Origin of the sequence: Gemmata palustris, assembly GCF_017939745.1 — a bacterium.
In the GTDB taxonomy this organism is placed as follows: domain Bacteria; phylum Planctomycetota; class Planctomycetia; order Gemmatales; family Gemmataceae; genus Gemmata; species Gemmata palustris.
This window is the reverse complement of record NZ_JAGKQQ010000001.1, coordinates 378,159-399,885: the sequence shown is the minus strand read 5'-3', so window position 1 is coordinate 399,885 and position 21,727 is coordinate 378,159. Positions and strand designations below refer to the sequence as shown.

General features: G+C 62.4%; 28 protein-coding genes and 1 pseudogene. 24 read left to right on the top strand and 5 right to left on the bottom strand.

All coding sequences use genetic code 11. From position 1 onward, the window contains the following. Window positions 1-23: 23 nt before the first annotated feature. From J8F10_RS01690 to J8F10_RS01665, 6 genes are all read left to right on the top strand, one after another. Window positions 24-302: a hypothetical protein gene (locus tag J8F10_RS01690; protein WP_210652071.1), complete on the top strand. Its 279-nt coding sequence runs from the start codon at window positions 24-26 to the stop codon at window positions 300-302. A gap of 74 nt (window positions 303-376) precedes the next feature. Then, window positions 377-1,360: a hypothetical protein gene (locus tag J8F10_RS01685; protein ID WP_210652070.1), complete on the top strand. Its 984-nt coding sequence runs from the start codon at window positions 377-379 to the stop codon at window positions 1,358-1,360. After that, window positions 1,357-1,728, top strand: a complete 372-nt coding sequence (locus J8F10_RS01680) for a hypothetical protein (protein WP_210652066.1) — start codon at window positions 1,357-1,359, stop codon at window positions 1,726-1,728. Before J8F10_RS01685 ends, J8F10_RS01680 begins: the two co-directional genes overlap by 4 nt. 532 nt (window positions 1,729-2,260) lie before the next feature. Further along, window positions 2,261-2,956: a hypothetical protein gene (locus J8F10_RS01675; protein ID WP_210652064.1), complete on the top strand. Its 696-nt coding sequence runs from the start codon at window positions 2,261-2,263 to the stop codon at window positions 2,954-2,956. Window positions 2,957-3,051: 95 nt separating this feature from the next. Then, window positions 3,052-3,429, top strand: coding sequence for a hypothetical protein (locus tag J8F10_RS40525; RefSeq protein ID WP_210661706.1), 378 nt, complete (start codon window positions 3,052-3,054; stop codon window positions 3,427-3,429). Between the two features lie 252 nt (window positions 3,430-3,681). Continuing rightward, window positions 3,682-3,960, top strand: coding sequence for a DUF4177 domain-containing protein (locus J8F10_RS01665; protein WP_210652062.1), 279 nt, complete (start codon window positions 3,682-3,684; stop codon window positions 3,958-3,960). Between the two features lie 108 nt (window positions 3,961-4,068). Here J8F10_RS01665 and J8F10_RS01660 read toward each other — a convergent pair whose 3' ends face one another. Together J8F10_RS01660 and J8F10_RS01655 are read right to left on the bottom strand one after the other, a co-directional pair. After that, window positions 4,069-4,731 carry a hypothetical protein gene (locus J8F10_RS01660; RefSeq protein ID WP_210652061.1) on the bottom strand — a complete coding sequence of 221 codons (663 nt, stop codon included), beginning with the start codon at window positions 4,729-4,731 and terminating at the stop codon, window positions 4,069-4,071. 84 nt (window positions 4,732-4,815) lie between these two features. Further along, the gene (locus J8F10_RS01655) at window positions 4,816-4,953 is read right to left on the bottom strand and encodes a hypothetical protein (RefSeq protein WP_210652060.1); all 138 of its coding nucleotides are present in this window, start codon (window positions 4,951-4,953) and stop codon (window positions 4,816-4,818) included. Between the two features lie 437 nt (window positions 4,954-5,390). Here J8F10_RS01655 and J8F10_RS01650 point away from each other — a divergent pair, with 437 nt between their 5' ends. The 9 genes and pseudogenes from J8F10_RS01650 (at window position 5,391) to J8F10_RS01615 (ending at window position 11,267) form a co-directional block, all read left to right on the top strand. After that, a complete protein-coding gene (locus J8F10_RS01650; protein WP_210652059.1) occupies window positions 5,391-5,582 on the top strand; it encodes a hypothetical protein in 192 nt (63 codons plus the stop codon). 61 nt (window positions 5,583-5,643) lie between these two features. Further along, window positions 5,644-5,856, top strand: a complete 213-nt coding sequence (locus tag J8F10_RS01645; protein ID WP_210652058.1) for a hypothetical protein — start codon at window positions 5,644-5,646, stop codon at window positions 5,854-5,856. 119 nt (window positions 5,857-5,975) lie between these two features. Next, window positions 5,976-6,278, top strand: coding sequence for a hypothetical protein (locus tag J8F10_RS01640; RefSeq protein WP_210652052.1), 303 nt, complete (start codon window positions 5,976-5,978; stop codon window positions 6,276-6,278). A 32-nt stretch (window positions 6,279-6,310) separates the two neighbouring features. Continuing rightward, entirely contained in the window at window positions 6,311-6,580 is a 270-nt protein-coding gene (locus J8F10_RS01635) for a hypothetical protein (protein ID WP_210652050.1), read from the top strand. A 104-nt stretch (window positions 6,581-6,684) separates the two neighbouring features. Then, window positions 6,685-8,121, top strand: a complete 1,437-nt coding sequence (locus tag J8F10_RS01630; RefSeq protein ID WP_210652048.1) for a ParB N-terminal domain-containing protein — start codon at window positions 6,685-6,687, stop codon at window positions 8,119-8,121. A 219-nt stretch (window positions 8,122-8,340) separates the two neighbouring features. Continuing rightward, a complete protein-coding gene (locus tag J8F10_RS38240; protein WP_246522776.1) occupies window positions 8,341-8,874 on the top strand; it encodes a transposase in 534 nt (177 codons plus the stop codon). Window positions 8,875-9,166: 292 nt separating this feature from the next. Further along, entirely contained in the window at window positions 9,167-9,706 is a 540-nt protein-coding gene (locus J8F10_RS38235) for a hypothetical protein (RefSeq protein ID WP_246522759.1), read from the top strand. A 114-nt stretch (window positions 9,707-9,820) separates the two neighbouring features. Continuing rightward, window positions 9,821-10,625, top strand: a pseudogene (locus J8F10_RS01620) (IS5 family transposase). A gap of 444 nt (window positions 10,626-11,069) precedes the next feature. Further along, the gene (locus tag J8F10_RS01615; protein WP_210652047.1) at window positions 11,070-11,267 is read left to right on the top strand and encodes a hypothetical protein; all 198 of its coding nucleotides are present in this window, start codon (window positions 11,070-11,072) and stop codon (window positions 11,265-11,267) included. 355 nt (window positions 11,268-11,622) lie between these two features. Here the strand turns inward: J8F10_RS01615 and J8F10_RS01610 are convergent, their stop codons facing one another. Then, window positions 11,623-12,042: a DUF6941 family protein gene (locus J8F10_RS01610; RefSeq protein WP_210652045.1), complete on the bottom strand. Its 420-nt coding sequence runs from the start codon at window positions 12,040-12,042 to the stop codon at window positions 11,623-11,625. Window positions 12,043-12,364: 322 nt separating this feature from the next. Between J8F10_RS01610 and J8F10_RS01605 the strand changes: the two genes are divergently transcribed. After that, window positions 12,365-12,652, top strand: coding sequence for a hypothetical protein (locus tag J8F10_RS01605; protein WP_210652043.1), 288 nt, complete (start codon window positions 12,365-12,367; stop codon window positions 12,650-12,652). Between the two features lie 279 nt (window positions 12,653-12,931). Continuing rightward, window positions 12,932-13,204 (top strand): (2Fe-2S)-binding protein, encoded by a 273-nt coding sequence (locus J8F10_RS40520; RefSeq protein WP_210652041.1) that lies wholly within the window; start codon window positions 12,932-12,934, stop codon window positions 13,202-13,204. Here the strand turns inward: J8F10_RS40520 and bfr are convergent. Further along, entirely contained in the window at window positions 13,162-13,647 is a 486-nt protein-coding gene (gene bfr / locus J8F10_RS01595; RefSeq protein ID WP_210652035.1) for a bacterioferritin, read from the bottom strand. The genes J8F10_RS40520 and bfr overlap by 43 nt on opposite strands. A gap of 784 nt (window positions 13,648-14,431) precedes the next feature. Between bfr and J8F10_RS01590 the strand changes: the two genes are divergently transcribed. The 7 genes from J8F10_RS01590 (at window position 14,432) to mug (ending at window position 20,250) form a co-directional block, all read left to right on the top strand. Next, complete coding sequence (locus tag J8F10_RS01590; RefSeq protein WP_210652033.1) at window positions 14,432-15,391, top strand: carboxymuconolactone decarboxylase family protein; 960 nt, start codon at window positions 14,432-14,434, stop codon at window positions 15,389-15,391. Continuing rightward, a complete protein-coding gene (locus J8F10_RS01585) occupies window positions 15,392-15,727 on the top strand; it encodes a carboxymuconolactone decarboxylase family protein (RefSeq protein WP_210652030.1) in 336 nt (111 codons plus the stop codon). Window positions 15,728-15,730: 3 nt separating this feature from the next. Further along, window positions 15,731-16,108: a DoxX family protein gene (locus tag J8F10_RS01580; protein WP_210652028.1), complete on the top strand. Its 378-nt coding sequence runs from the start codon at window positions 15,731-15,733 to the stop codon at window positions 16,106-16,108. Between the two features lie 15 nt (window positions 16,109-16,123). Beyond that, window positions 16,124-17,161, top strand: coding sequence for a hypothetical protein (locus J8F10_RS01575; RefSeq protein ID WP_210652026.1), 1,038 nt, complete (start codon window positions 16,124-16,126; stop codon window positions 17,159-17,161). 72 nt (window positions 17,162-17,233) lie between these two features. Continuing rightward, on the top strand, window positions 17,234-18,250 hold the full coding sequence (locus J8F10_RS40180) for a CPBP family glutamic-type intramembrane protease (protein WP_210652024.1): 1,017 nt from the start codon (window positions 17,234-17,236) through the stop codon (window positions 18,248-18,250). A 108-nt stretch (window positions 18,251-18,358) separates the two neighbouring features. Continuing rightward, entirely contained in the window at window positions 18,359-19,702 is a 1,344-nt protein-coding gene (locus J8F10_RS01565) for a di-heme oxidoredictase family protein (protein WP_210652023.1), read from the top strand. Then, on the top strand, window positions 19,699-20,250 hold the full coding sequence (gene mug / locus J8F10_RS01560; RefSeq protein WP_210652021.1) for a G/U mismatch-specific DNA glycosylase: 552 nt from the start codon (window positions 19,699-19,701) through the stop codon (window positions 20,248-20,250). The genes J8F10_RS01565 and mug overlap by 4 nt, the downstream gene beginning before the upstream one ends. Window positions 20,251-20,557: 307 nt before the next feature. Here mug and J8F10_RS01555 read toward each other — a convergent pair whose 3' ends face one another. Further along, window positions 20,558-21,715, bottom strand: a complete 1,158-nt coding sequence (locus J8F10_RS01555) for a glycosyltransferase (RefSeq protein WP_210652019.1) — start codon at window positions 21,713-21,715, stop codon at window positions 20,558-20,560. Window positions 21,716-21,727 lie beyond the last annotated feature (12 nt).

Sequence of the window (21,727 nt, the reverse complement as noted above, 5' to 3'; positions counted from 1 at the left end):
CACATCCAACTGAAGGTGTTCCAATGGCGGGCGGGAACGCGATCGGGACCGGCGCGGTGGTTCTCACGGCGAACGCGGACCAACTGCTGGTTGGCTTGAAAAAGGCCGAAGCCGCGACTGAAAGTTGGGCGGCGCGCACCCGAGTGGCGGCCGGGAAAACGGCGTCCGCGATCGGCGGAAAGCTCGGCGGCGGTGCGAGCGAGGTTTTCGGTGTCGCGAAGGATAAAGCGAAACAGATGGCGACCGACTTCGCCACCGAGGGCGCGCGATCATTCGGTGGTACACGGGCACCGAGCGGCTGAACCGGTTTCTCGAAGAGACCGAGCGGCATCTGCAAAACATTACGGCGACGACGGACCGGCTCGCGAACATCCGCATGGAGTGGGTCGAATCCTGGGCGCGCCCGAAGGACGTGGTTGGGGGCTTGGATGTTGAGATCACTCGCGGCGAGAAGGAGCGATCCGCGCTGCTCGAAAGTATCAAGCTCGCGGAAGAGGAGCGGGACAAGCTCAACGACTTCAACTTCCGCACTCAGGGCTTGCGGATCGCGGGCAACCTGGACCGTTTCCAAGGCGCGGCCGACGCCGTCGTTGACACGTACCGCGACCAACTCAACAAACTGAATACCCGACTGCTCGACATATCGGAGCGACGCGGGCGCATCCTCAACCCGGAGCGCGACCCGGTCAAGGTCGGCGAGCTTAACCGCCTGATCGAGAACACAGAACGCCAGATCGCGGCGATGGGGAAAGCCGAGCACCAAATCAAAGCGCTCGAGATGGCGGCCGACGGGTACAGCAAAAGCCAGATCGCGAGCTTCGAGTTCTACGGCGAAAAACTGAAGAAGACCACGGAAGGATTTGAGTATGTCGCGAACGCGGTCGGGATGGGCGCGGGGATCGTGTTCGGTGCCGACGCGGACAAGTTCAAAGAGGTCACGGACGCGATCCGCAAACAGGGCGAGACGTTGGGGTTCAGCGCGAACCAACTCCAGCTTTACGAGCTAAAGGTGCAGGGGTTTGCGGATCGCCAACTCAAAGAGATCGAGAAGCTACAGGACAAGACGGAAGCGCTAGTCAACACGTACAACCTCGCGTCCGCAATCGCGACCGGGGTAAAGGACGCGAAGCCGGACGTGAGTGGCCCGTTCTTGTCGGGCGCCGCGCTGGGCGGGTCATTCGAGGCCCACACCGCGGTCGCGAACTTCCGCGCCAGCAACGCCATCGCGGGCGGGTCGATCGGGGACAACCCGGTGCAGATCCAGCGTGAAGTGTTGAAGGTGCTGAAGAACCAAGACCGCAACATCCGGCAGTTGATCGACATCCTCAAGAGCGGTCCAACCCTCAAGGTGGTCACATGAGCGCGGGAGCACGAGATGGTCCGGCGTACCTCGCGTACATCCGCCGCGGGATGAACCACCTGGGACTACCCGACGCGGTGCGCGTCACGCCGGTTGAGGTCACGGGGATTCGGTTGCACGCGCGCACCTTAACCGCCGAACAGTGGGCCGCGTTGTGCAAGTACGAGGAGCAGAACCCCGGCGACGTGAGCGGTCGCATGGTTCGCGTGGTCGCGTTCGGTCTGTGCGACGCGGAGGGGCAACCGCTGCTCACGATCGACGAGGCTCGCGACCTGCCGTACCTGACCGCGGTGGCCATCGCCGATCAGGTCGCGATCATCAACAAGCTCACGCCCCTCGCGCCGATACCGGCACAAAAGTCAAAGTGACATCCGTCAAAGTGTCGGGGCGGGGGTATCCCCCTGGATTCTCAGAGGTGGGGTAAGGAAGACCGTGTGCCCCTGCTCAAAAAACTCCCGCACGTATTGGAACCAAGAGGAGGGGGGATCTGTGGTTCGCTCAGTCGAGAATCGTGTGTGTGCCCACTGCGCGGGGCCGATCGTCCGGGTTCCTGCCCGCGGTCCGCTTCCGAGTTACTGTTGCTCCGCGTGCAGGTGGGCGGCCGGGCACAAGCGGGACTCGGACCGGCGCCAGAGGGAGCGTTCCGCGCTCACCTGCGAGGGGTGCGGGGATGGGTTCGTTGGGGAGAAGCGAAGGAACCGGTTCTGCCATCGGAACTGTGGGCAACGGCTGCGCAGGGCGACATCAGCGTAAGCGACACTGGAGGGTGTACGTGTGAACCATTTTCGATTCTGCTTGACGAGTGTATAGTTGTGTGGGTAAGCTCGATTTTGGCGCGCGGTCCGTACTGCGCCCATTGCACAATCACCCACGCCCTGTTGTTTTGGACAGGGACGAGTAATGGTAACCACCGCTAAGAAGTTTATCGGCAACGGGTTGTACACGGTCGCTGAGGCGGCCTTGTACGCTCGCGTATCCCCATCTCTCATGTCGCGCTGGCTGTTCGGCAGCGTTAGCAGTCAATCTGTCATTGAGCCACAATTTGCGCCCTCTGATTCGGAGCGGCTCGTCACCTTCCTCGATCTCGTTCAAACGTTAGCCATCAGAGAGATTCGGCTTCAACGAAAGGTACCGCTGCCCAAGTTCCGCCAAGCGATCAAGGTCGCGAAAGAGCATTTGGGACTTGATTACCCCTTCGCTCGTCAGCACTGCACGTATCTTTTGGGCGATGAGTTGGTGATTCGGCCGCCGGGGACGGTGGACGAGTTTATTGAGGTGTCCGGCAAGCATAAGGGGCAGAGGCTGATTGAGTTCGTGGAGATGTATCTCGAAGATCTTTCCTTCGACCCGAACGGGTTGGTGAATGCATACCGGATCTTCTCCAGCCATCACCTGCATCCCATACCCGTTAAAATGGACCCTCAGAAGCGCTTCGGGGAGCCCCTGCTCCCAAGTGGCTACACAGCAATGGCGATCTGGGAGGCGATCAAGACAGAGGGTGGAATCGACCGGACCGCGAAGGTCTACGGAATCTCGAAGGAGGAGGTTGAGACTGCTTACCAATTCGTTGACCATCTTGGTAAGTCAGCCGCGTGAGCACCCCCGCCCGATTCCTGTTCGATGAGTGCATCGGCAAGCCGGTGATGCAGACACTTCACCGATTGGTCTCTCCGGAATGTTAGTTTGTTCACATCTGTGACTATTTTAGCCAGGGAATAAAAGACGGTGATTGGATACCTCAACTGGCCGCCGAAGGCGGTTGGGTTGTCATTAGCTCAGACGGTGCGAAGCAATCAGGAAGAGGGGATAAACTGCCCGATCTTTGCAGAGCGTTCGGTATCACGCACATTGTTCTAAGCCCCTCATTGCATTCAAAAAGAGCCAGTGAGAAGTCGGGCGCCATCGCTAATTTGTGGACGCAAATCGAGTCTGCTGTTAGTGCGGCAGTGCCGGGAACGAGGTTCGTGTTGCGATACAAAAGCAAGAAGGGAACTAATTTAGTTAGTTTGGCACTTGTAGAAGTGCCCCGGCCCCCTGAACCTTCTCCCGAGGTTCAGGGGGCTGAATAATGGGTTCAACACGATCTAATGTCCGGAGGTTATCTGTGAGACACTATCGCCCCAACGGGCGAAACTGACGGCTCACCCGCCAGATCGCACAGGATCGCGTATACGGCCCGATCGCACTTCGGGGCACATTCCGCGCGGGCGCCCGTTCAAGCCGTGGGCGCGCAAGGTGGGCGCTGGGAGGGGCAATTGTCTTTGCGCCAAGACAATCGGGTATGATGTCGGCGGTCCCTCACCACATTCGGAGTGCCGTCCGTGAAACCTTCCTACCGCCTGTTCGTCGCCGTTGCCCTGTTCGCTGTCGGCGCGGTGTGCTGGTCTACGTTGGGTTCGTCGTCGGCGCAGGAGAAAGAGAAGGCGGCTCCCGCGGTGCAGAAGTGGGAATACAAAGTCGTGACCCTTCCGGGAGGGGGTGGGGGTAACGAGCCGGATCAAAAGGTGCTTAATGCGCTCGGTGATGAAGGATGGGAACTCGCTGGGGCGCCGCACGAGGTGGGTAGGGCGCGGGTAATCCTCAAGCGGCCGAAAAAGTGAGCCGATCCCGCCCGTGTTGCTGAAAAGCCTCTGGCAAATTGCCAGAGGCTTCCACGGGGTGTCACCTCCGACCCGATCCGTTCCGTGTTGCTGTGGATCGCGAGCGGCTCACTTCGGGTTCTTGGCCTTCCACAGCTCCGCTTCGAGTTTAAGCCGGTTTCGCGTCGCAATACTTTGGCTCTGGAACCTTATCGCCCCGGCCTCCACTCGCCGTATGGTGTATTGCTCGTATGCCTTCGCCTCGACCAGCAACTCTTCGAGCCAAGGGACGAACTCTTTCGGCTGCTTACCCCACAGTTCCCTACTCGCCTGAAGAACATCCTCAAGGCAGGCTTGGTACTCGGCGACACCGCTGGGATCGATGCCGGCGATAGCTTGCCCCTCTTGGTAGCCGCCCAGCGACAGAATCCCTTGGTGCAGCCGCGCCTTCATCAGCTTCCGTAAGGTGTCGTCTCCGTCTTCGATCTTCAGCGGGATTTTGCCGCAAAGACGCGGGCACGATTTGGCGAGCTGTTCGAGATACCGTTTACTGTCTGCTTCGTTCTTTGCTGGCTTGGGTGGCACGATATCTGGGAACGCGCTCGGCGGCAGCGGGATGAGGCCGCGTTTGAGTTCAGGTAGCCAGTCCCCGCTCTGGGGTTTGTCCTTGCTAGGTGGGGCCGGCTTCTCGTCAGCGACCGGAGATGTGTTGCCGGTCGTAATCGCGAACGTACCGCCCGTACCAACCGCTCCACTCAGGAACGCAACGGAGGTCAGGATCGTGATTCGCATGGGGCGCTCTCCGGGAATGTGGTTCCCGGATTCTACCTGACGCGCCCTGAGTGTACAGCGATTTAGTGAGTCACTTCAGAGGGATCAGCGCACGACTGTGTAGATCAGGTACACGACCGCAGCACCGAGGAGCAGAACGAGAAGGCGGACGGGGGCCGCGCGTCGCCAGAATCGGCGCTCCGCGGGAGTCGAACTGGAGGCCGGCGGATCGTCAGGTGTCACTTCTTCTTCCCCTTCTTCGGGGCCGGCTTCTCTGGCGGACTAGTGAGCGGCGGCAACGGTGGGACCTCAGCCGGGCGGGGCGGCGGCGGCGGATTGTCCAAATGCCGGCGGATTGCGAGCGCGAGAACATCTCGCACCTTTTCCCCGCGGCCTTTCGCGAACCTCTTCAACTCATCTAGCAAAGGGACGGGTAGTTCCGCGTTGATCTGGGCCGCCCCCTCAACCGGTCTCTTAGGCATTCGGCACCCCATCCGCCGGACGATCGCGAACGACACTACAGAGAGTATCGTAACTCGCCCCTAGCTATTTACTAGGTTGGGCAATTTGGATCGCCCCTAGGCTTTTTCTAGTTTCATCATTGACATGCCCCTAGGTCAAATCTAGCATCAGTGCAGGTCGCAACGGCGGTAACGAACAGCACGAACGGAGGGGATGCAATGACGCTTCAGAAGCTGATCGAACGGCTGGAATGGATGAAGGGTCAGGTCGGGGGTGAGTGCGAGGTGAAGGTGATCGACGACGAGGGGCAGTGGGGCTTCTCGATCCACAAAGAGGCGATCGATGACCCGAAGAGCGAGACGGGCACCGGGGCCGTGGTGCACCTGGACCTCACCGGCGAACCGGAGTGACGACACACCGGGGCCGGGTACTTCGCCCGGTCCCTCTTCCACATCGAACGAGGGCCGACAGATGGAACCCGAACTGGTCGAAGTCGAGGTCTGGGTTTTGGTCGATTCAAACGGCGACTACGAGGTCTCGAAGGATTCCGAAGAACTGCAGCCCGCCGCGGGGCTGTCGTCGCGGATGGTGAAGGTCACGATCAACGTGCCGACGCCGAAGCCCGTCGAACTGGTCGCGACCGTGGCGGCCGAACCTGACGCGGGTGAACTGAAGGTCGCGTAGCCTACCCGGGCCGGGGAGTTCCGGCCCATCCCCTGCACAACCCGAAGCACAACCGGCGACCCAGCGCGGGCCGCCCCGTCGAAGGTACGCCCTGAACGAACACCAACGAGGAACCTGAGATGTCCACGAACACGACAACGACGATCGCGACCACGAAGAGCAAGGCCACGAAGAAGGCCGCCCCGAAGCAGAAGCCGACCGCGCCGGCGGTCACGAGCGCGCCGGCCCCATCCGCCAAGGACAAATTCCACGCGCGAATGATCACGCTGGGCACGTTCGCCAACCGCCTCGACGATCTGGGCGACGAGATGCGCGGGGCCGGGGTGTGCGGCTGGGAGCACGTTGACGGCGCGTTCACGGACGTGATGGAGGAGTTCACCGAAGTTGCTGCCGCTTACGTCCGTGCCTGCGGGCGCGGCTGAACCACACGACCACAACCACCACGAGGACGATCATGAGCGCGAAGAACAGCAGCAAGGCTCAACCGAAGCGAGCGCGCCTGTACGAGGCGATGGTTGCCCTGGGGCGCCTCGTGGACGAGATGGAGCGCGTGCGCGAGGACTACGGCGATCTGATCGAGCAGAAAGAGATGCCAGAAGACAGGCACACGCACCCGTGGATCGACTTCTTTGAGGACGTGGCGCAGCAGTACGGGCGGGAAGAGTCGCGGGCCAATCACGGTGCAAATCTCACGCGCACAACGACTTCAGGCGGCAATCACTAGTGGCGGAAAGTGCCGACCTTACGGCATCGCATTTCACCCGTTATATACGTGTTCACTTCGCAGGACGGCAGGTCTGCTGTCCTGTGTCGCACCTGGGAGTTACTATGAGAATCGCCGAACAGAAGCGGCCGTCCGGACGTGTCCGGACGGCCGCCGCTATCGAAGAGGTTGCACTTGATAGCCTAATCCCGGCGCCGATCAACGACGTGGTTTACAGCACGGTGGACCCGACCGACCCAGACATCCGCGCCCTTGCTAAGAAGATTTGCCAACAAGGACTACTTGAGCCGATCGTTATCACCCTGGATGACGTCATCCTCTCCGGTCACCGGCGGCGAGTTGCGTGTCAGCTCGCCCGCCTGAAAACAGTGAAGGTTCGGCGGCAATCGATCCTTTCAACTGACCCTGGCTTTCTAGATTTGCTCGTAAACTTTAATGAACAAAGAGCCAAGTCAATTCCTGAAGTGATCCGCGAAAAGGTGGCGACCGCTGACAAGGGCGCCGCTTACGCTAACCTCCTCGCCAACCGCCGAGCGCAGGCCGATCGGGTCGAATTACGGTGCGAGGAGGCGGGGCTGCAGCTCCTCGCACCCGGCGCGGCCCGTAAGCGCGCAAGCATCTCCCCGGCAAAGCGACCAATGTTGGACGCCGCCGTGAGGGTTCTGAACGCGAACCGCGATTACTGGCCTCTGACGCTTCGGCAGGTGCATTACCGCCTACTGAATCACCCGCCGCTGAGGAACGCTGGCGATTCAAAAAGTACGTACTCAAATAACCAGAAATCTTACAAGGATCTATCGGACCTGCTCACGCGCGCGCGGCTGTCTTGCGTCGTGCCGTGGAACGCAGTGTACGATCCGACTCGGCCGCAGACTCAATGGGAGTGCTGGCGCAGCCCGCGTCCGTTCGTGAAGATTCAGGTAGACGAGTTCTTGGGGTCCTATCACCGCGACTTGCTCCAAAGTCAACCTGCCTACATAGAGGTGATCGGCGAGAAGATGACAATCCAAACATTTATCATACTAACAGTAGTCGACTACTGCATCCCGTACACTATCGGTCGCGGCTATTCATCTATCGATACTCGATACCAGCTCGCGCAGCGGTTCCAGGCGTCCGGGAAAGACCGCATGGTTTTGTCGTTTTTGAGCGATCTTGATCCCGAAGGAGAGAATATCCCTGATACGTTTGCTAGTTCTATGCGAGACGAATTCGGCGTGTACGACATCACGGCGGTGAAGGTCGCGTTGACCCCCGATCAGGTGGCTAGGTTCAAACTCCCCCCACTGCTAACGGCTAAAGAATCTTCCAGTCGCACTGCTGGATTCGTTGCAGAACACGGAGACGCAGTGTACGAACTCGAAGCCGTTGAGCCGGATCAGTTAGCTAACATTCTGCGCGCTGCTGTAGAAAGTGTTCTCGATATGCCCCTCTTTCGGACGGAGCAAGAGCGCGAGGCAGAGGACGCGACCGTCCTTGACGCTTACCGCGACCGCGCGATGCAGGCGCTGGGTGATGTCGTCCGGACTAGTCCGGACTGAGCGTATATTGAACCGGCCGCCCCACACCCGCCAATCGGCGGGTGTTTTCGTTGGGCTTGCGCTGGGCGCCGGATCGGTCATTCGGGGTTCTTGTTAGGTCTGTACTTTCCGCGAAGTTATAGGCGGTTGGCGTAAGTTGTGGGGTCGGGGTAGACGAGTGCCGGCCCGTCCGGGAGGATGGCGTTACCACACGACCTCCCGACCCGAACGGACGCGGCCATGCCATCTTCGCATACTCCGGCCCCTCGGTGCCACTGGTTTTCAACCCTGGCCAAGGCTCTGGACCCGCGGTCCGGGCGGCGGCTCGCGGTCCTGTTCCTCGGGATCATCCTGACCCGCGGGCGCCGCACCCTCGCGGGTTGGATCCGGGCCGCCGGGCTGTCGCCCCAGTACCGCCGGTGCTACGCCACGGCCGCGGCCGTGGGGCGCCGCACCGAGCGTATCGCCATGCGGTTGTTGGTCGAGGTTCTCAAGCCCATGGTGGCCGTTGCGCCTCGGGTGGTGCTGGCCCTCGACGACACCCCGACGGAGCGGTACGGGCCCAAGGTTCGAGGGGCCGGGGCACCACAACCCGACACCCGGGCCGGCCGGGGCCCGTTCGTGTACGGCACGTGTGGGTGGTCCTCGGGTTGTTGGTGGGACACCCCCTCGGGGGATTGTGGCCCTCCCCTGTTGGCCCGCCTGTACATCCGCCGCAAAGATCTCAGGGCCATCCCGGGCCGGACCGGCCCGAGTTCGCAACCAAGTTGGTGATGGCCGTGGACCTGGTCCGGTGGGCCCACGGGTGGCTGAAGACGTGGGGCCGGGCCGTGGGTGGTGGCCGACGGGGCGCGCCAAGGCCCCGGTGCTCAAGGCCCTACTCGCGCCCGGGTGACCATGGTGAGCCGGCTCCGCAAGGACGCGGCCCTGTGGACGGTGCCCCGGCCCGCGATCCGAGCGCCCGCGGGCGGCCCCGCGTGTACGGGGAGCAGCGGGTGTCGCTCGCCAAGCGGGCCGGGCACAAGGGCGGTGGACCACGGGCACGTTCACCCTGTATGGGAAGCCCGTGGAGAAGCGGTACAAGACGTTCGAGGCCACGTGGCGGCCGGCCGGGGGCACGATCCGGGTCGTCCTGGTGGACGAACCCAAGGGGTGGGTCGCGTTCTTCTGCACGGACCCCACGGCCTCCGTGGCCGACATCCTGGGCCTGATCGCGGACCGGTTCTCGTTGGAAACCTGTTTTCGAGATCTCAAACAGGTCGCGGGCGCCGGTCACCAGCAGGTACGCGGGGTCGCGTCGAACGTGGGATGCTTCCACCTGTGTGCGTGGTCCCTCACGCTCACCGAGGTGTGGGCCTGGAACCAGAAGGCGGATGAACTGGTGGCCCATCGGGCGGCCTCCCCGTGGGACGATCCGAACCGGCCCGAGCCACGCGGACAAGCGCCGGGCCTGGCAACGGAGCTGCTGGCCGAGGAAATTCAGGCCGTTGTGGGCGAGCACCACGACCCCGCGAGAATCCGCGCCCCGCGCACCGGTGCCTGGATCTGGCTGCTTAAACGCTATAAGTTCGCGGAAAGTACAGTTAGGTTTCAAGCCCCGAAATAATGCTGCGCTAAGAGCCTATCCCAGAACCTCGCGGGATAGAATGTAAGTGCCCACCGATTCGCCCGTTGGGGAGGATCGACATGGCCACGGCACACGGTCGTTGAAGCGTTTCGCATTCCGGACGCCCTGTGGGAGCGGGTCGAGCCGTTGCTTCCCAAGGTCCGGCGATCTCGCAAGGGTGGGCGCCCGCCGTTACCCCAACGACAGGTTCTCGACGGCATTTTCTACGTCCTGCGGACCGGGTGCCAGTGGAAGGCGGCCCCGCCCGAGTTCGGCTCCGGGAGCAGCCTGCACCGGTACTTCCGGCGTTGGCAGAAGCGGGGCGTGTTCCGCAAACTGTGGCAGGACGCCCTGCGCGAGTACGACGATGAGATGGGCATCGACTGGGAGTGGCAGAGCCTCGACGGGAGCATGACGAAGGCTCCCCTCGGGGGAAAAAGACGGGCAAGAACCCCACGGATCGGGCCAAGATCGGCACCAAGCGGTCGGTCCTGACCGACGGCCGTGGGGTTCCGGTGGGTCTGGAGGTGGCCGGGGCCAACCGGCCCGACATGAGACTGGTCGGGGCGACCCTGGAGGGTATCGCCGCCGAGCGCCCCGAGCCGACGAAGAAGAAGCCGCAGCACCTGTGCGCGGACAAGGGATACGACTACCCGTCGGTCCGGGCGTTGGTCGCCGCGTGGGGGTACACGGCCCACATCCCGGTCAAGAAGGCCAAGGGAGCCGAACCCGTCGTGCGGGCGAAGGTTCCCGGATACCGGGCGCGGCGGTGGGTGGTCGAGCGGACGCATAGCTGGATGAATCGGTTCCGGCGGTTGTTGATCCGCTGGGAGAAGAAGGTTCGAACTACAAGGCCTTCCTCCACTTCGCCTGCGCCGGGATCACCCACCAGGGCGCGGGGTTTTGGGATAGGCTCTAAGTCCCGGTCCAGCAGCCCGCCCTTGATAATCACCTCGATCGCGTCGAGGTCCACATCGGTTTCGGCGTCGCGCGAATAGTTCCGTCCCTTGATCTCCCGCAGCAGCGCCCGCATCGGGTCCACGGCGCCACGCTCGGCTCTCTTCTTTCGCGATCGCGATTATCTCCGCGTCACCTCTAATCGACTCTTCGCGCCCCGAATGCGGCGCCACAGCTGCTTCAGAGCTTCCGAAAATCCGGTCCCACGATCCTGTCCCCAAAGGCGCCGATCTGTTCGCATTCGACCGCGCATGAGGCGCCCGTCAATTCGTTTCTCTGGTTTGTCCCGTCGCGCGCTGACCGACTCTAGATCCCTTCCCGCTTGCACCGGGCGCCGGATCGGTCATGCTGGGACGGCTCTAATAAATGACTTCCAAACGAGTGAGGGGCGATGTTTGAGTACCGTATGACTACCGTTAAGTTCGGCCTGGGCTTCTCGTCAGCCGAGACGATCGCGAACAGGTGTGAGGTGCATATGTCCGAGATGGCGGCCGAAGGGTGGCGACTCGTTCACGCAGACCGGAATTCGCTGTCCATCCCGGGCTACTGGTCGTTCATATGGGAGCGTCTGAACCGCCTGAACATGACCGTCGAGTTCCCGTGAACTGCGCGTTTCGATCACTGCCGCGGACCGGGGCCGCACGTGCGGGTGCTGGGTTGTTGATCTGGCGCTGGGGAAGGAGTAGGGCGGATAGAAAGGGAACAACTCGGCTCCCGTGGCCCGCGGCGGTTACTCAGGTGTGTTCACCGCGGTTTACGTGGGCGCTCGTCAACCACGAGGTGCGGACGGATGCGCACGCCGCTCATGCGCAACAGCTGAACGACTTCGGGGCACAGGGTGCCGGTGGTGGTGTCTTGCGAACCGGGGTCGGTGGAGATGACGGGGCGACGGGAACGTTGTAGGCGAAGCTGAAGCTGACACCCGGCGCGGTGAAGGATCGAGGCGACTGGTCCGACATCTACCCGCCCTCTGGTGCGTGATCCGGAATAGCTATGGGAACCACGAGCAGCCGCCGTTCCATGAGCGGTGGCCCGTTCGAGAGAATCTGAACTCGGTACTCGCCGGGCTCGGGGAACGTGAGCGCCCCGAGTTGGATGTCCAGCTCAACGACCGCTAACGGGTCGCCTACCTCGATCACGTTCGATGCCTCGAATATCGCCCGGTCGTCGCTCGCGTCGGCGATGCGGAACGTCAGGGGTAGGTCACCGTGGCACTCGGTTAAGCAAACATAGACCGCCATTCGCGGGTGCGTCACGGGAAAATGAGATGCGTTGATTCGGGAGAACGTACCGAGCAAGGTTCTCTTGCCCGTCGCGTGGTCCGTATGCACCGCATCACAGAGCACTACCGCCAGGACAACTGGTTCGGGTCCGTTCATAGTTGTTGCACCAGCAGGGCTTACCGCACAGATGTAATGTCCCTAGCGGTCAACTTATCCGCGCTGTGGCACCCGGTGCAACTCTGATTATAATTTCTGTCAGAGGTAACAAGTTATTGATGTGGGCCTAACTGGGCCAGCCCGCCGTGCGAACAAAAATAGGGCCAGTCACCTGTCGGAATTTCAATCGGGCACAAGGGCACCCCAGCTGACTTTTCTTTGTGCCCACCACACACTTTCATCTCCCGCGACGCTCGTATAAGATCGCGCCCAGCGGCGCGCGTCGGGCGTACCGCGTTCACATCCCCCGAGGAGCAGCTACATGATCGGGATCGACAGCAGTGCCGAGACTTTGCCCGCGCTGGCGAAGCGGATCGGCAAGGCACGCATGACCGTTTACAACTGGGTCACGAAACGGATCACGGTCGGCAATCGAAAGGTCAAACTCACCGCGGTCCGCGTCGGGCGGCAGTGGTGTATCCAGGCGGACTGGTACGAGCAGTTCGTCAAAGACTGCAACCCGGAGCGGGCCGCGCTGCCGGAGTCGCCATCGGCAGAAAAGCGGCGACTCGCGGCAGAACACGCTCGCGTAAAAGCACTGCTCGGCTGAACGTTCGTGAAGTGTGGATCCACCCGCACATTTACGCGCGAACCGGATATTTCCCGGTGATTTTTACGTGCTAACTTGTCCAGTATCATAAAGAGTGCCGACGACGTAAGTTGTTGCGACTTAAGCTCTAAGATCCACTTCTACCTTACCCAAGCGATTCGTGGTTGGAATCGGAAAAGTGCATGGGAGCACGAGAAATCCCGCGCCCTGGTGTTGCACGCATCGAGAGGCATAAGTATGATGCCTTGAGACAGTATCTCAATAGGATGGGTTACGCCAATGGAATTGAGCCAAACGGCGGAGGAATGCGCCGGCTCGTGTCGCAGTTGCGCGACCGTCGGGAGTTGCCCCGACCGGGTCGTATGCCGCTGCCTCGGAGTAACGGAGCAGGCGATCGTTACCGCCATCGTTGCCCTCGGACTGCGCACGGTTAAAGAGGTGCGCCAGGCGACCGAAGCCGGCGACGGATGCACCTGCTGCCACCGCGAACTGAACGCCTACCTCGCCGTTTACTCTCCGTCTTCGTCCCCGGCAATCTGCTCCGCCAAGTAGCGCTCCAGACTCACCGCTTTGATCAGACCCAACTGCGTTTCCAACCAGTCCACGTGCTCTTCGGAATCCGCCAGGATTTCGAGCGCGAGCTTGTGCGTCCCGTTGTCCTTCACTTTAATGCAGAGGTCAACGAGTTCGTTGTAAGCCGTTACGCCGCCGGTCTCGAGCTTCAGGTCGTTCTCGAACTGCTCTTTCACATCGGTCCCGACGCGGATCACATCGTACCGGGCAATTTCCGGAGTTCCTTCCAGGAATAGCACGCGATCGATGATCTTCTCGGCGTGCTTCATTTCGCCGATCGATTCCTCGTAGTGTTTGTGTGCCAACTTCATGAAGCCCCAGTTCTTGCACATCTTCGCCTGGCAGAAGTACTGGTTGATCGCGGTCAGTTCGATGGTGAGTGCGCGGTTTAGCGCGTCAATAACGGTTTGGTTGCCTTGCATCGTCGTGCTCCTCGCGAGTTCAAGAGTGTTGTCGCAGTTGTCATAGCGATTTCTGCTCGCGGTCGCTCCCACGAAATTTGCAGGAACTGGTTCCGAATCCGTACCGGAGCTCTGCACATTTCTGTTTGACGGGGTCGCAGGGGTATCTAAGGGAAAAACCCCTTGTTGAGACAATTTCTCACAAGGGAGCCAGTTCCACTTGTGGCACAACCGCACTGGATTGACGGGTAATTGGTGCTCTGGTCTTATGGCGTTCCATACAGGTGGGCTGTCACGGAGCAGAACGCGAAGTTCGTAGTTCGGTTGGACGGGTCGGAGCGCGGGCGATTGCCGGAGATGGTGGATCGGGGTCAGGGCTCCAAAACGATCCGCAACCGGGCGCGGATTTTGCTGAAGGCCGACGAGGGCGAGGGCGGTCCGGCGTGGGCCGACGCGAAGATCGCCGACGCCTTCGGGGTAGATGTGCAGACCGCCGGGCGCACGCGCCGGTTGCTCGTGGTCGAAGGGTTTGAGGCCGTACTCGCTCGGAAGCCTTCGACCAATCGTCAGTACCGCAAGCCGGAGGCACCCACACAGGCCAGAGGCCTGTGCCACGAAACAAAAGGCATAAGCTTTCAACACAGCAAGCGCGCTTCTGTCTTGATCCTGTTCATCCTGTCAAAATATTCTGCTGTCTTGATCCGTGTTTATCGGCGTTCATCTGTGGCGGATTTGTTGCTCCGCTTTTTCACGCTTGCCGGTATGCTTCACTTTGGCCAATTCCGCCCCAACACAGGGGTCCATCATGCGCCGGTTCATTGTTCCCGGTCTCCTCGTATTCGCGTGCGCGGTGTCCGCGTCGGCACAGCCCACGAAGACCGTACCGCCGCTCCCGATGCTGCCCGAGGAGGCCGCGTGGGACAAACTCCCACCCCAAAAGAAGCCCTCACTACCAGAGTGGGCAAAGCGGTTCGCGGGTCCGTTACCGAAAACGACCGCGAAGATGCTCGAACTCGATTACCTGCACCGCGAGAAGAACCCGCTCGGTTCGCGGTTCGCGGCCCGAATCCGGTGGACTGTCGCCGACGCACTCAACAGTAAGTACGGGCGCGACACAGCAAAGGCCGATCTCGACCGCGCCGAACCGGTCCCACAACCTCTTACCGACGACGAAGTCGCGGCGCTCGCTTTTGCGAGAAAGCTAACACTCGCGGGCCACGCGATCACCGACAACGAGTTCGCCGCACTGCTCAAGCGATTCACTCCCGAGCAGGTGACCGCGATCGTTCACACTGTGGCCTGTGCCAACTTCCAAAATCGCGTCACACTCGCGCTCGGAGTGAGAGGTGAAGACCCGATCGCGCTGCCGGTCGCCACAAAGTTCGATCTCGATGCCGCGAAACTCAAGGCACCCGACCGGCCGCCCTGGGACGACCTGAAATCGGTGAAGGCCGACGGGATCTCGGTCCGCGTCGAGTGGGGCAAGGACGGTTTCGACGAGATCAACGCCTCGCTGGACCGGCAAAAAGAACGCACGCTCCGCGTTCCGCTCCCCGACGACGCGGTGATCGAGAAGTTGCCGCCGCGCGAGCGCGATTCCGCGAAGAAAATTCTCTGGAACACCGTCAGCGCCGGGTACCAGCCGGAACTGACGCGGGCGTGGTTCGCGTGCCTCTCGGCGTACTACGAGGAGGCCAAGGTCGATCGCGTGTTCACCAACTCCGTGTTCTGGGTGGTGACGCGGACCAACGACTGCTTCTACTGAATGGGCCACAGCGAAATGCTGCTCGCGGTCGCGGGCGTCAAGCAAGAAGACCTGAAGGCCCTGACGAAGAAGCTAGCGAGCGGGGACTGGTCCTCGTTCCCGAAGGCGCAACAATCGGCGTTCGGGCTGGCGTACAAGATGAGCAAGGAGCCCTCATCGATCACGGACGCGGACCGGGCCGCGCTGGTCGACGTGTTCGGCCGCGAGCGCACGGTCGATCTGATTTACTACATCGGGTGGTGCAACTACATGACGCGGATCGCGGATGCGTTCCAGTTGCCGCTCGAAAAAGAGAACCCGTTCGCTCCGCCGCCGAAGAAGGACGACAAGAAGTAAACGATGCTCACGACCAAAATCGCGCTGAAGTGGTTACTCGGCGTGTTGTTCGTCGCCGCGGGACTGAACCACTTTTGGAAGCCCGAGTTTTATGTGAAGATCATGCCACCATACATGCCGTGGCACTATGAACTCGTGCTGATTAGCGGCGCGTTCGAGATCCTCGGCGGGATCGGCCTCCTGGTTCCGTACCTCACGGTTCCGGCCGCGTGGGGGCTCGTCGCGTTACTGGTCGCGGTGTTCCCCGCGAACCTCTACATGGCCCTGAAACCGGAAGTCGGCGCCGAGATGTTCCCAAATTTGCCGCCCGCCGTATGGTGGGTACGGTTACCGTTCCAAGTCGTGTTTATCGCGTGGGCGTACTGGTTCACGCGCAAGTAATTTTCGGAAACCGTTATGCCCGACCGCGCCGCCGTTCTCAACGCACTCACCGAATATGCGCAGAAACCCGCGACCACACACGACGTTCGCGCAGAGCCGGCCGAGACCTTCGGCGGCCCGCCGTTCTCGACGCTAATGCAATTCACGCAGACGCTCGGGTCACGCACGGAACTAAACGCCCTGCTCGCGGCAATCGCCCCGCTCGTCCGCGCCGCGGACCCGTTCCGCGGCAGCACGATCGCGCTCAACTGCGGTACGCTCGTGGAAATCGGCGGCGACCCCGGACTGGTGTTCCCACACGTACTCGCCGAGTTGCCGCGCCACCTTGCACTGACTCGACGAGCACACGAGAAAGAAGCTGCCCCCAGCGCACTGTTTGATGCTGACGCGGACGCCGCGAAATCAGCGGGCGGGCTGCGGTACCTGCTGCTCGCGACGATGACGGTAATTTGCCGCTCGGCCGAGTACCGGCAAGCCCTTCGTGCGGACCCGGAGATCGTGGAGAACATCTTCGCGCTGCAAGAGCAGTACAGCGAAGCCAATTTTGTCGCACAAGTGCTCAGCCTCACCGATGGCCTCGATCTATTCGTCCTGGCCCCGAAGGAACGCAAAGGGTTTCGCCTCGCGTTGGACGCGGTCAGCACCAACGCGCACCTCTTCACGCTGCTCCAGGGGGCGCTCATTGGCGGCGGGCACCTCGCGGGCGAACCCGTCGACCCCGAAGTGATCGCCATCGCGACCGGTGAAAGTGCTCACCCGCGCCTCCTGACCGATCACGCACGGTTCCACTTCGACATCTGGTCCGGGTCACTCGAAGACCCTATGGGCACTCTCATATCACTACCGGTTGAAGAAACTCCCGCGGCGATCCCGCGGCTCGATGGCCAGCGCATCGTGATCGTCGGGCCGCCCGTCTTGGGCGGGCGCGGGTGGGACAGCAACTTCTTCGCGAACATCCACGACGCCTTGAAGTCGCGTGCGGAGGTCGTCGAAGTGCTACCCGAAGCCGAAGTGACCCGCTGGTTGGAACGAATCGCCAGCGCGAAGGCGTGACCCGCGGAGTAACCCGATTGGAAGATTTGACCGGCGAAGGCCAGACACTCCTGCTCACGGGATCGGACACAGGTGAACTCCGTCGAACGCCCAGACGCCGACATTTCGGCCACCCCGAACACGAGTGGGATCGCCTTCCGCGCGGTCCCGTGGCACCTCAATCACGCCCTCGTCGGTCTCGTCCCCCTCATCGCCATCATTCTTGTGGCTTCAATCGGTACACTGGCTCAGGCGGTCCCGCTCGTCGGTCGTTTGATCGCCCTTGTATTCGCCCAGGTCTGGTCGGTCGCGTACCCGCTCGCGCTGGCCCGGCGCTACGGGTGGCGCCCGCGGTTCTCAGTTCAGCCGCGCCGGATCGTGATCGAAGCTCTCATTGCCGTTCCGATTATGTGTGCCGTGTGGGTGTCCCTCGCGCTCGGTTACGTCGCGTGGTCCGCACTGTTCGGGGAGCCGCCCCAGGGGACCAATCCGCTCGAAAGCGCGGGTCGAACGACCCACCCCATGTTCTTGCTTCTGATCACCGTGCTGGCGGTTGTTGCCGCCCCCGTGACCGAAGAGGTTTTATTCCGCGGGATGGTGTACCGTGCTTTTTGCCGCTCAACAGTTCGCTTCATTGCGCTCGTGATACAGGCTGCGGTGTTCGGGCTCTTCCACTGGTCGTATGGCCCGACGCACGTCGTCACGATCGGGGTCATGGGGCTCGCGCTCGCACTCGTGTACGATCTCCGAAAAACACTCCTCACGCCGATCTTCTGTCACGGGTTGCACAACGCCACCGTGTTCGCGGTCTTCTTCTTGACGACATGGACGCCGAACCCACCGGTGCTGGGCATAAACGGCACTCCCCACGAAAACGGTATGCTCGTCACTCACGTCACACCGGACAGCGGGGCCGGAGCCGCCGGCATCCGAACGGGCGACGTGCTCCACTCGGTAAACGGCTGGGGCATTCAGACGACTCAACACGTCCGTGATGCGATCCGCGATAACAAACCCGGCGACCGAGTACCGGTCAAGTACATCCGCAACGGAGAGTTGCACGGCGCTCTTGTGCTCCTCCGGGGGCGCCAAGAGTTGAGCCCCGAATAGACAATCACTGGAACCGGCGCGTTTCTTCGGCCCGCGTGAAACGCGAGCAACGGGGCGACGTTCTTGAGTCGGTCACTTCGCCACCGTCATGCAGTTCGGAGGCCCTCTATGCTCCGCCTTTCGCTCGCAGGCCAGCGCCGACTGATTTATTCGATCGTCCTCGGAAGCGCGACAATCGGCACGTATTGGGGGTTCTTCTCGGACGGGCTCCCCATCATCTGGGGGCCATCGGCCCGCGCATCAGAAGTGGCTCAGGGGCGCGAACTGTTCGAGCACGAGTGGACCCCGAACGACCCGCTCGCACACGGAGACGGTCTCGGCCCGGTCTTCAACGCGCGCTCGTGTGCCTCGTGTCACTTCCAGGGCGGGTTGGGCGGCGCGGGCGGGAACGAGCACAACGCGACCAGTTTCGAGGTGCTCCCCAGGCCCGGCGATCTCACATTCATAAACGGTACCGTCCACAACTTCAGTACCGAACCGACTCTGAAGGAGACCGAGCGGAAACTACGACAGCTATACCCCGTTATCAAGGGCCGGACGTTTCAAACGGGCAGCCCGGGGTGCTTCACCACGACCACCATTCCCGATTTCGATCCGGTTCACACGCAATCCGTGCAAACGACGGCCCTGTTCGGCGCGGGCTGGATCGACATGATTTCCGATCGCGCCATTCTGCGGAACGAGCGCAACCGCGGGCTCCGCGTGGCCGCGAAGGAAATGAGCCTGAACTTCGACAACATCCCGGTCGGTCGGGCGCGCCGCGTCGCGGGCGGGATCGGCAAGTTCGGATGGAAGGCGCAGTTCGCCACGCTCGAAGAGTTCGTCGCGGCCGCGTGCGCGAACGAACTCGGCCTCGGTACACCTTCAACGGAACAGGTGAAACCACTCACAGGTGCCAGTCCCCCTGCTACCCCTGATCTCGACAAAAAGCAGTTCCGGTCACTTTTAGCGTTCGTGAAGACGTTGCCCAAGCCGGTCGCGGTAGTCGGCGATGCTTCGGCCGAGCACGGGAAGGAAGTCTTCGCCACAATCGGGTGCGCCGTCTGTCACGTTCCCGATATGGGTGGCGTGAAGGGCGTGTACAGCGACTTCTTGCTATACACTTTGGAAGACCCGCCGCCGACGGGCGGGAGTGGCGATTACAGTTCCGGTCCGCCCCCGCAATTACAACTCCCCGAGCGCCCGGACCACGAACCGAAGCCGAACGAGTGGAAAACTCCCGCTCTGTGGGGGGTGGCGGATTCCGCGCCGTACCTGCACGACGGCTCCGCACCGACACTGCGCGACGCGGTCATGAAGCACCGCGGGGACGCCAAGAGCGTGAGCGAGAAGTACAAAACCCTTGCCGCGGACGACCAGGCGGCGGTGCTCGCGTTCCTCGGAACGCTCAAGGCCCCGGGTGATGCGCCGCACTTGAGTAACCCCGCCGTTACCAAATTGGACCGGAAGTGACTCCAGCGCCTCGGCCCACGCCCGCACAACTGCGGGCCGCGAAAAACAAAACCGTGCCGGACGTGATCGCACCGGGGTTGCGTGTGCTGTTCTGCGGCATCAACCCCGGCCTCTACACGGCCGCCATCGGCCACCATTTCGGGCGCCCCGGCAACCGCTTCTGGCCCACACTGCACGCGGCCGGGTTCACGTCGCGTTTGCTCGATCCCAGCGAAGAACTCGAACTACTACCGCTCGGCTACGGCATCACAAACGTGGTCGCGCGCGCCACCGTCGGTGCGGACGAACTGGCGAAAAAGGAAATCATCGCGGGCGGCGAAATCCTGAGCGCAAAGGTGCGAGAGTTTGCTCCGCAGTACCTCGCGATCCTGGGCATCGGAGCCTACCGCACTGCGTTCGCGCAGCTCAAAGCCACCGTTGGGCTTCAACCGGATGCTATCGGCGGAACCCGCGTCTGGGTGCTACCGAACCCCAGCGGGCTGAACGCGCACTACCAGGGCAAAGATCTGGTGAAGCTCTTTCGCCAACTCCGCGACGCGGCCCGGTAACGCGCCGGATAAAGGCGCCCCTCGGTCACAGGAGAACGGCCGGTGCGACGCACGAACGCACTTCGCGGGCGGCGGCCAGTTTCACCACTTGTCCCACGGGCCACGAGATCCCAGTACCGCTTCCAGTCCCGTTGGGCTGCGTTCGAGTTCGTGTACGGCGGCAGTCCCGGCGCCGGGTCTCGTCCGGTTGCCGTTCTTCTGCCCCGGGTCGACGCAAGCATTCGTTGAAGATCGTCTGAAGACGTGCGAACGCGACCGAGGGTATCGCGGGGTGACCGGCACTACCCTCGGTCGCGTTCACGTCGAATCACCGGCCAGCAAGTTCACCATAGAAGGCCTCGAACCGCTTCGTCATAGCCTCGCGACTGTACTCGGTCCCCACGCGCCGGCGCGCCGCGGCCCCGTAACCCGCAGCGCGGAGCGGGTTCGCGAGCAGTTCCCCAATGGCACTCACCACTGCGGCCGAATCGCCCGCAGGAACAACCACGCCGCACTTGCCCCCGTCGAGCACGCGGGCGTTCGCACCGACGTCGGTCGCGATCACCGCGCGCCCGGCGGCCATGTACTCGAGCAGCGCGTTCGACATGCCCTCGGAGTGGGACGGGAGAACGGCGATGTCCACGCCCCGAAGGAAGCCGGGTACGTCCGACACCGAGCCGCGCAGGACGAAGCGGTTCCCGAGCCCGAGTTCCGCGTGCAGGGCCGCGAGTTCCGCGCGCTGCTCGCCGTCCCCGGCCACCTCGAACACCAACTGCGGGAACCGCTCGAGCGCGGCGCGCGCGGTCCGCATCAGGCCGTCGATGTTCTTCACCGGGCGCAGGTTCGCGACGCACCCGACGCGCACGACGCGCTTCGAGGTGTCCGGGAGCAGGAACCGCTTGAAGCGCCCCGTATCGACGCCGTTCGGGAGCACGGCCACGCGGGCGCGCGGGACGCCGTCCCCTTCAACGAGCGCGTCCCGACCCGCGTCCGTGTTCGTGAGCGTCAGGTCCACGAACGGGCGCAGCATCCGGTTCATCACGCGGTGCTTGCGCGTGAGCCAGTAACCGAGGTTGTTCCGCACGCGGAGCACGGTTCGGATGCCGCACATTTTGGCGAGCGGCGCGCCGAGGTACGCGGCGTCGAGGAAGTACGTTTGGAGGACCTCGGGCCGGTGCTCGCGCCAGAACGCGCGGAGCCGTTTCGCCGCGGTCACAGCTCGCCCACTGAAGAGCTTCCGCACCCCGAGTCTGATGACGGAACAGTTGGCCGGCTCGAGCGTGCGCGAGAGGTCGTCTTCACCGTCGAGCAACACGAGGGTCGGCCGCACGCGCGCGCGATCGAGTTCGCGAACGAGCGCGAGGAGCTGCGTTTCGGTCCCGGCGCGACTCAGCCGGTCGATCATGAAGCAGACGCGAACGGGGTCGGTCGCGGTGACCCGGGCGGGTGCGTGGAGCATGGGACGCGGTGCGAGTAGTGCGGACATCCTGTCCTTCCT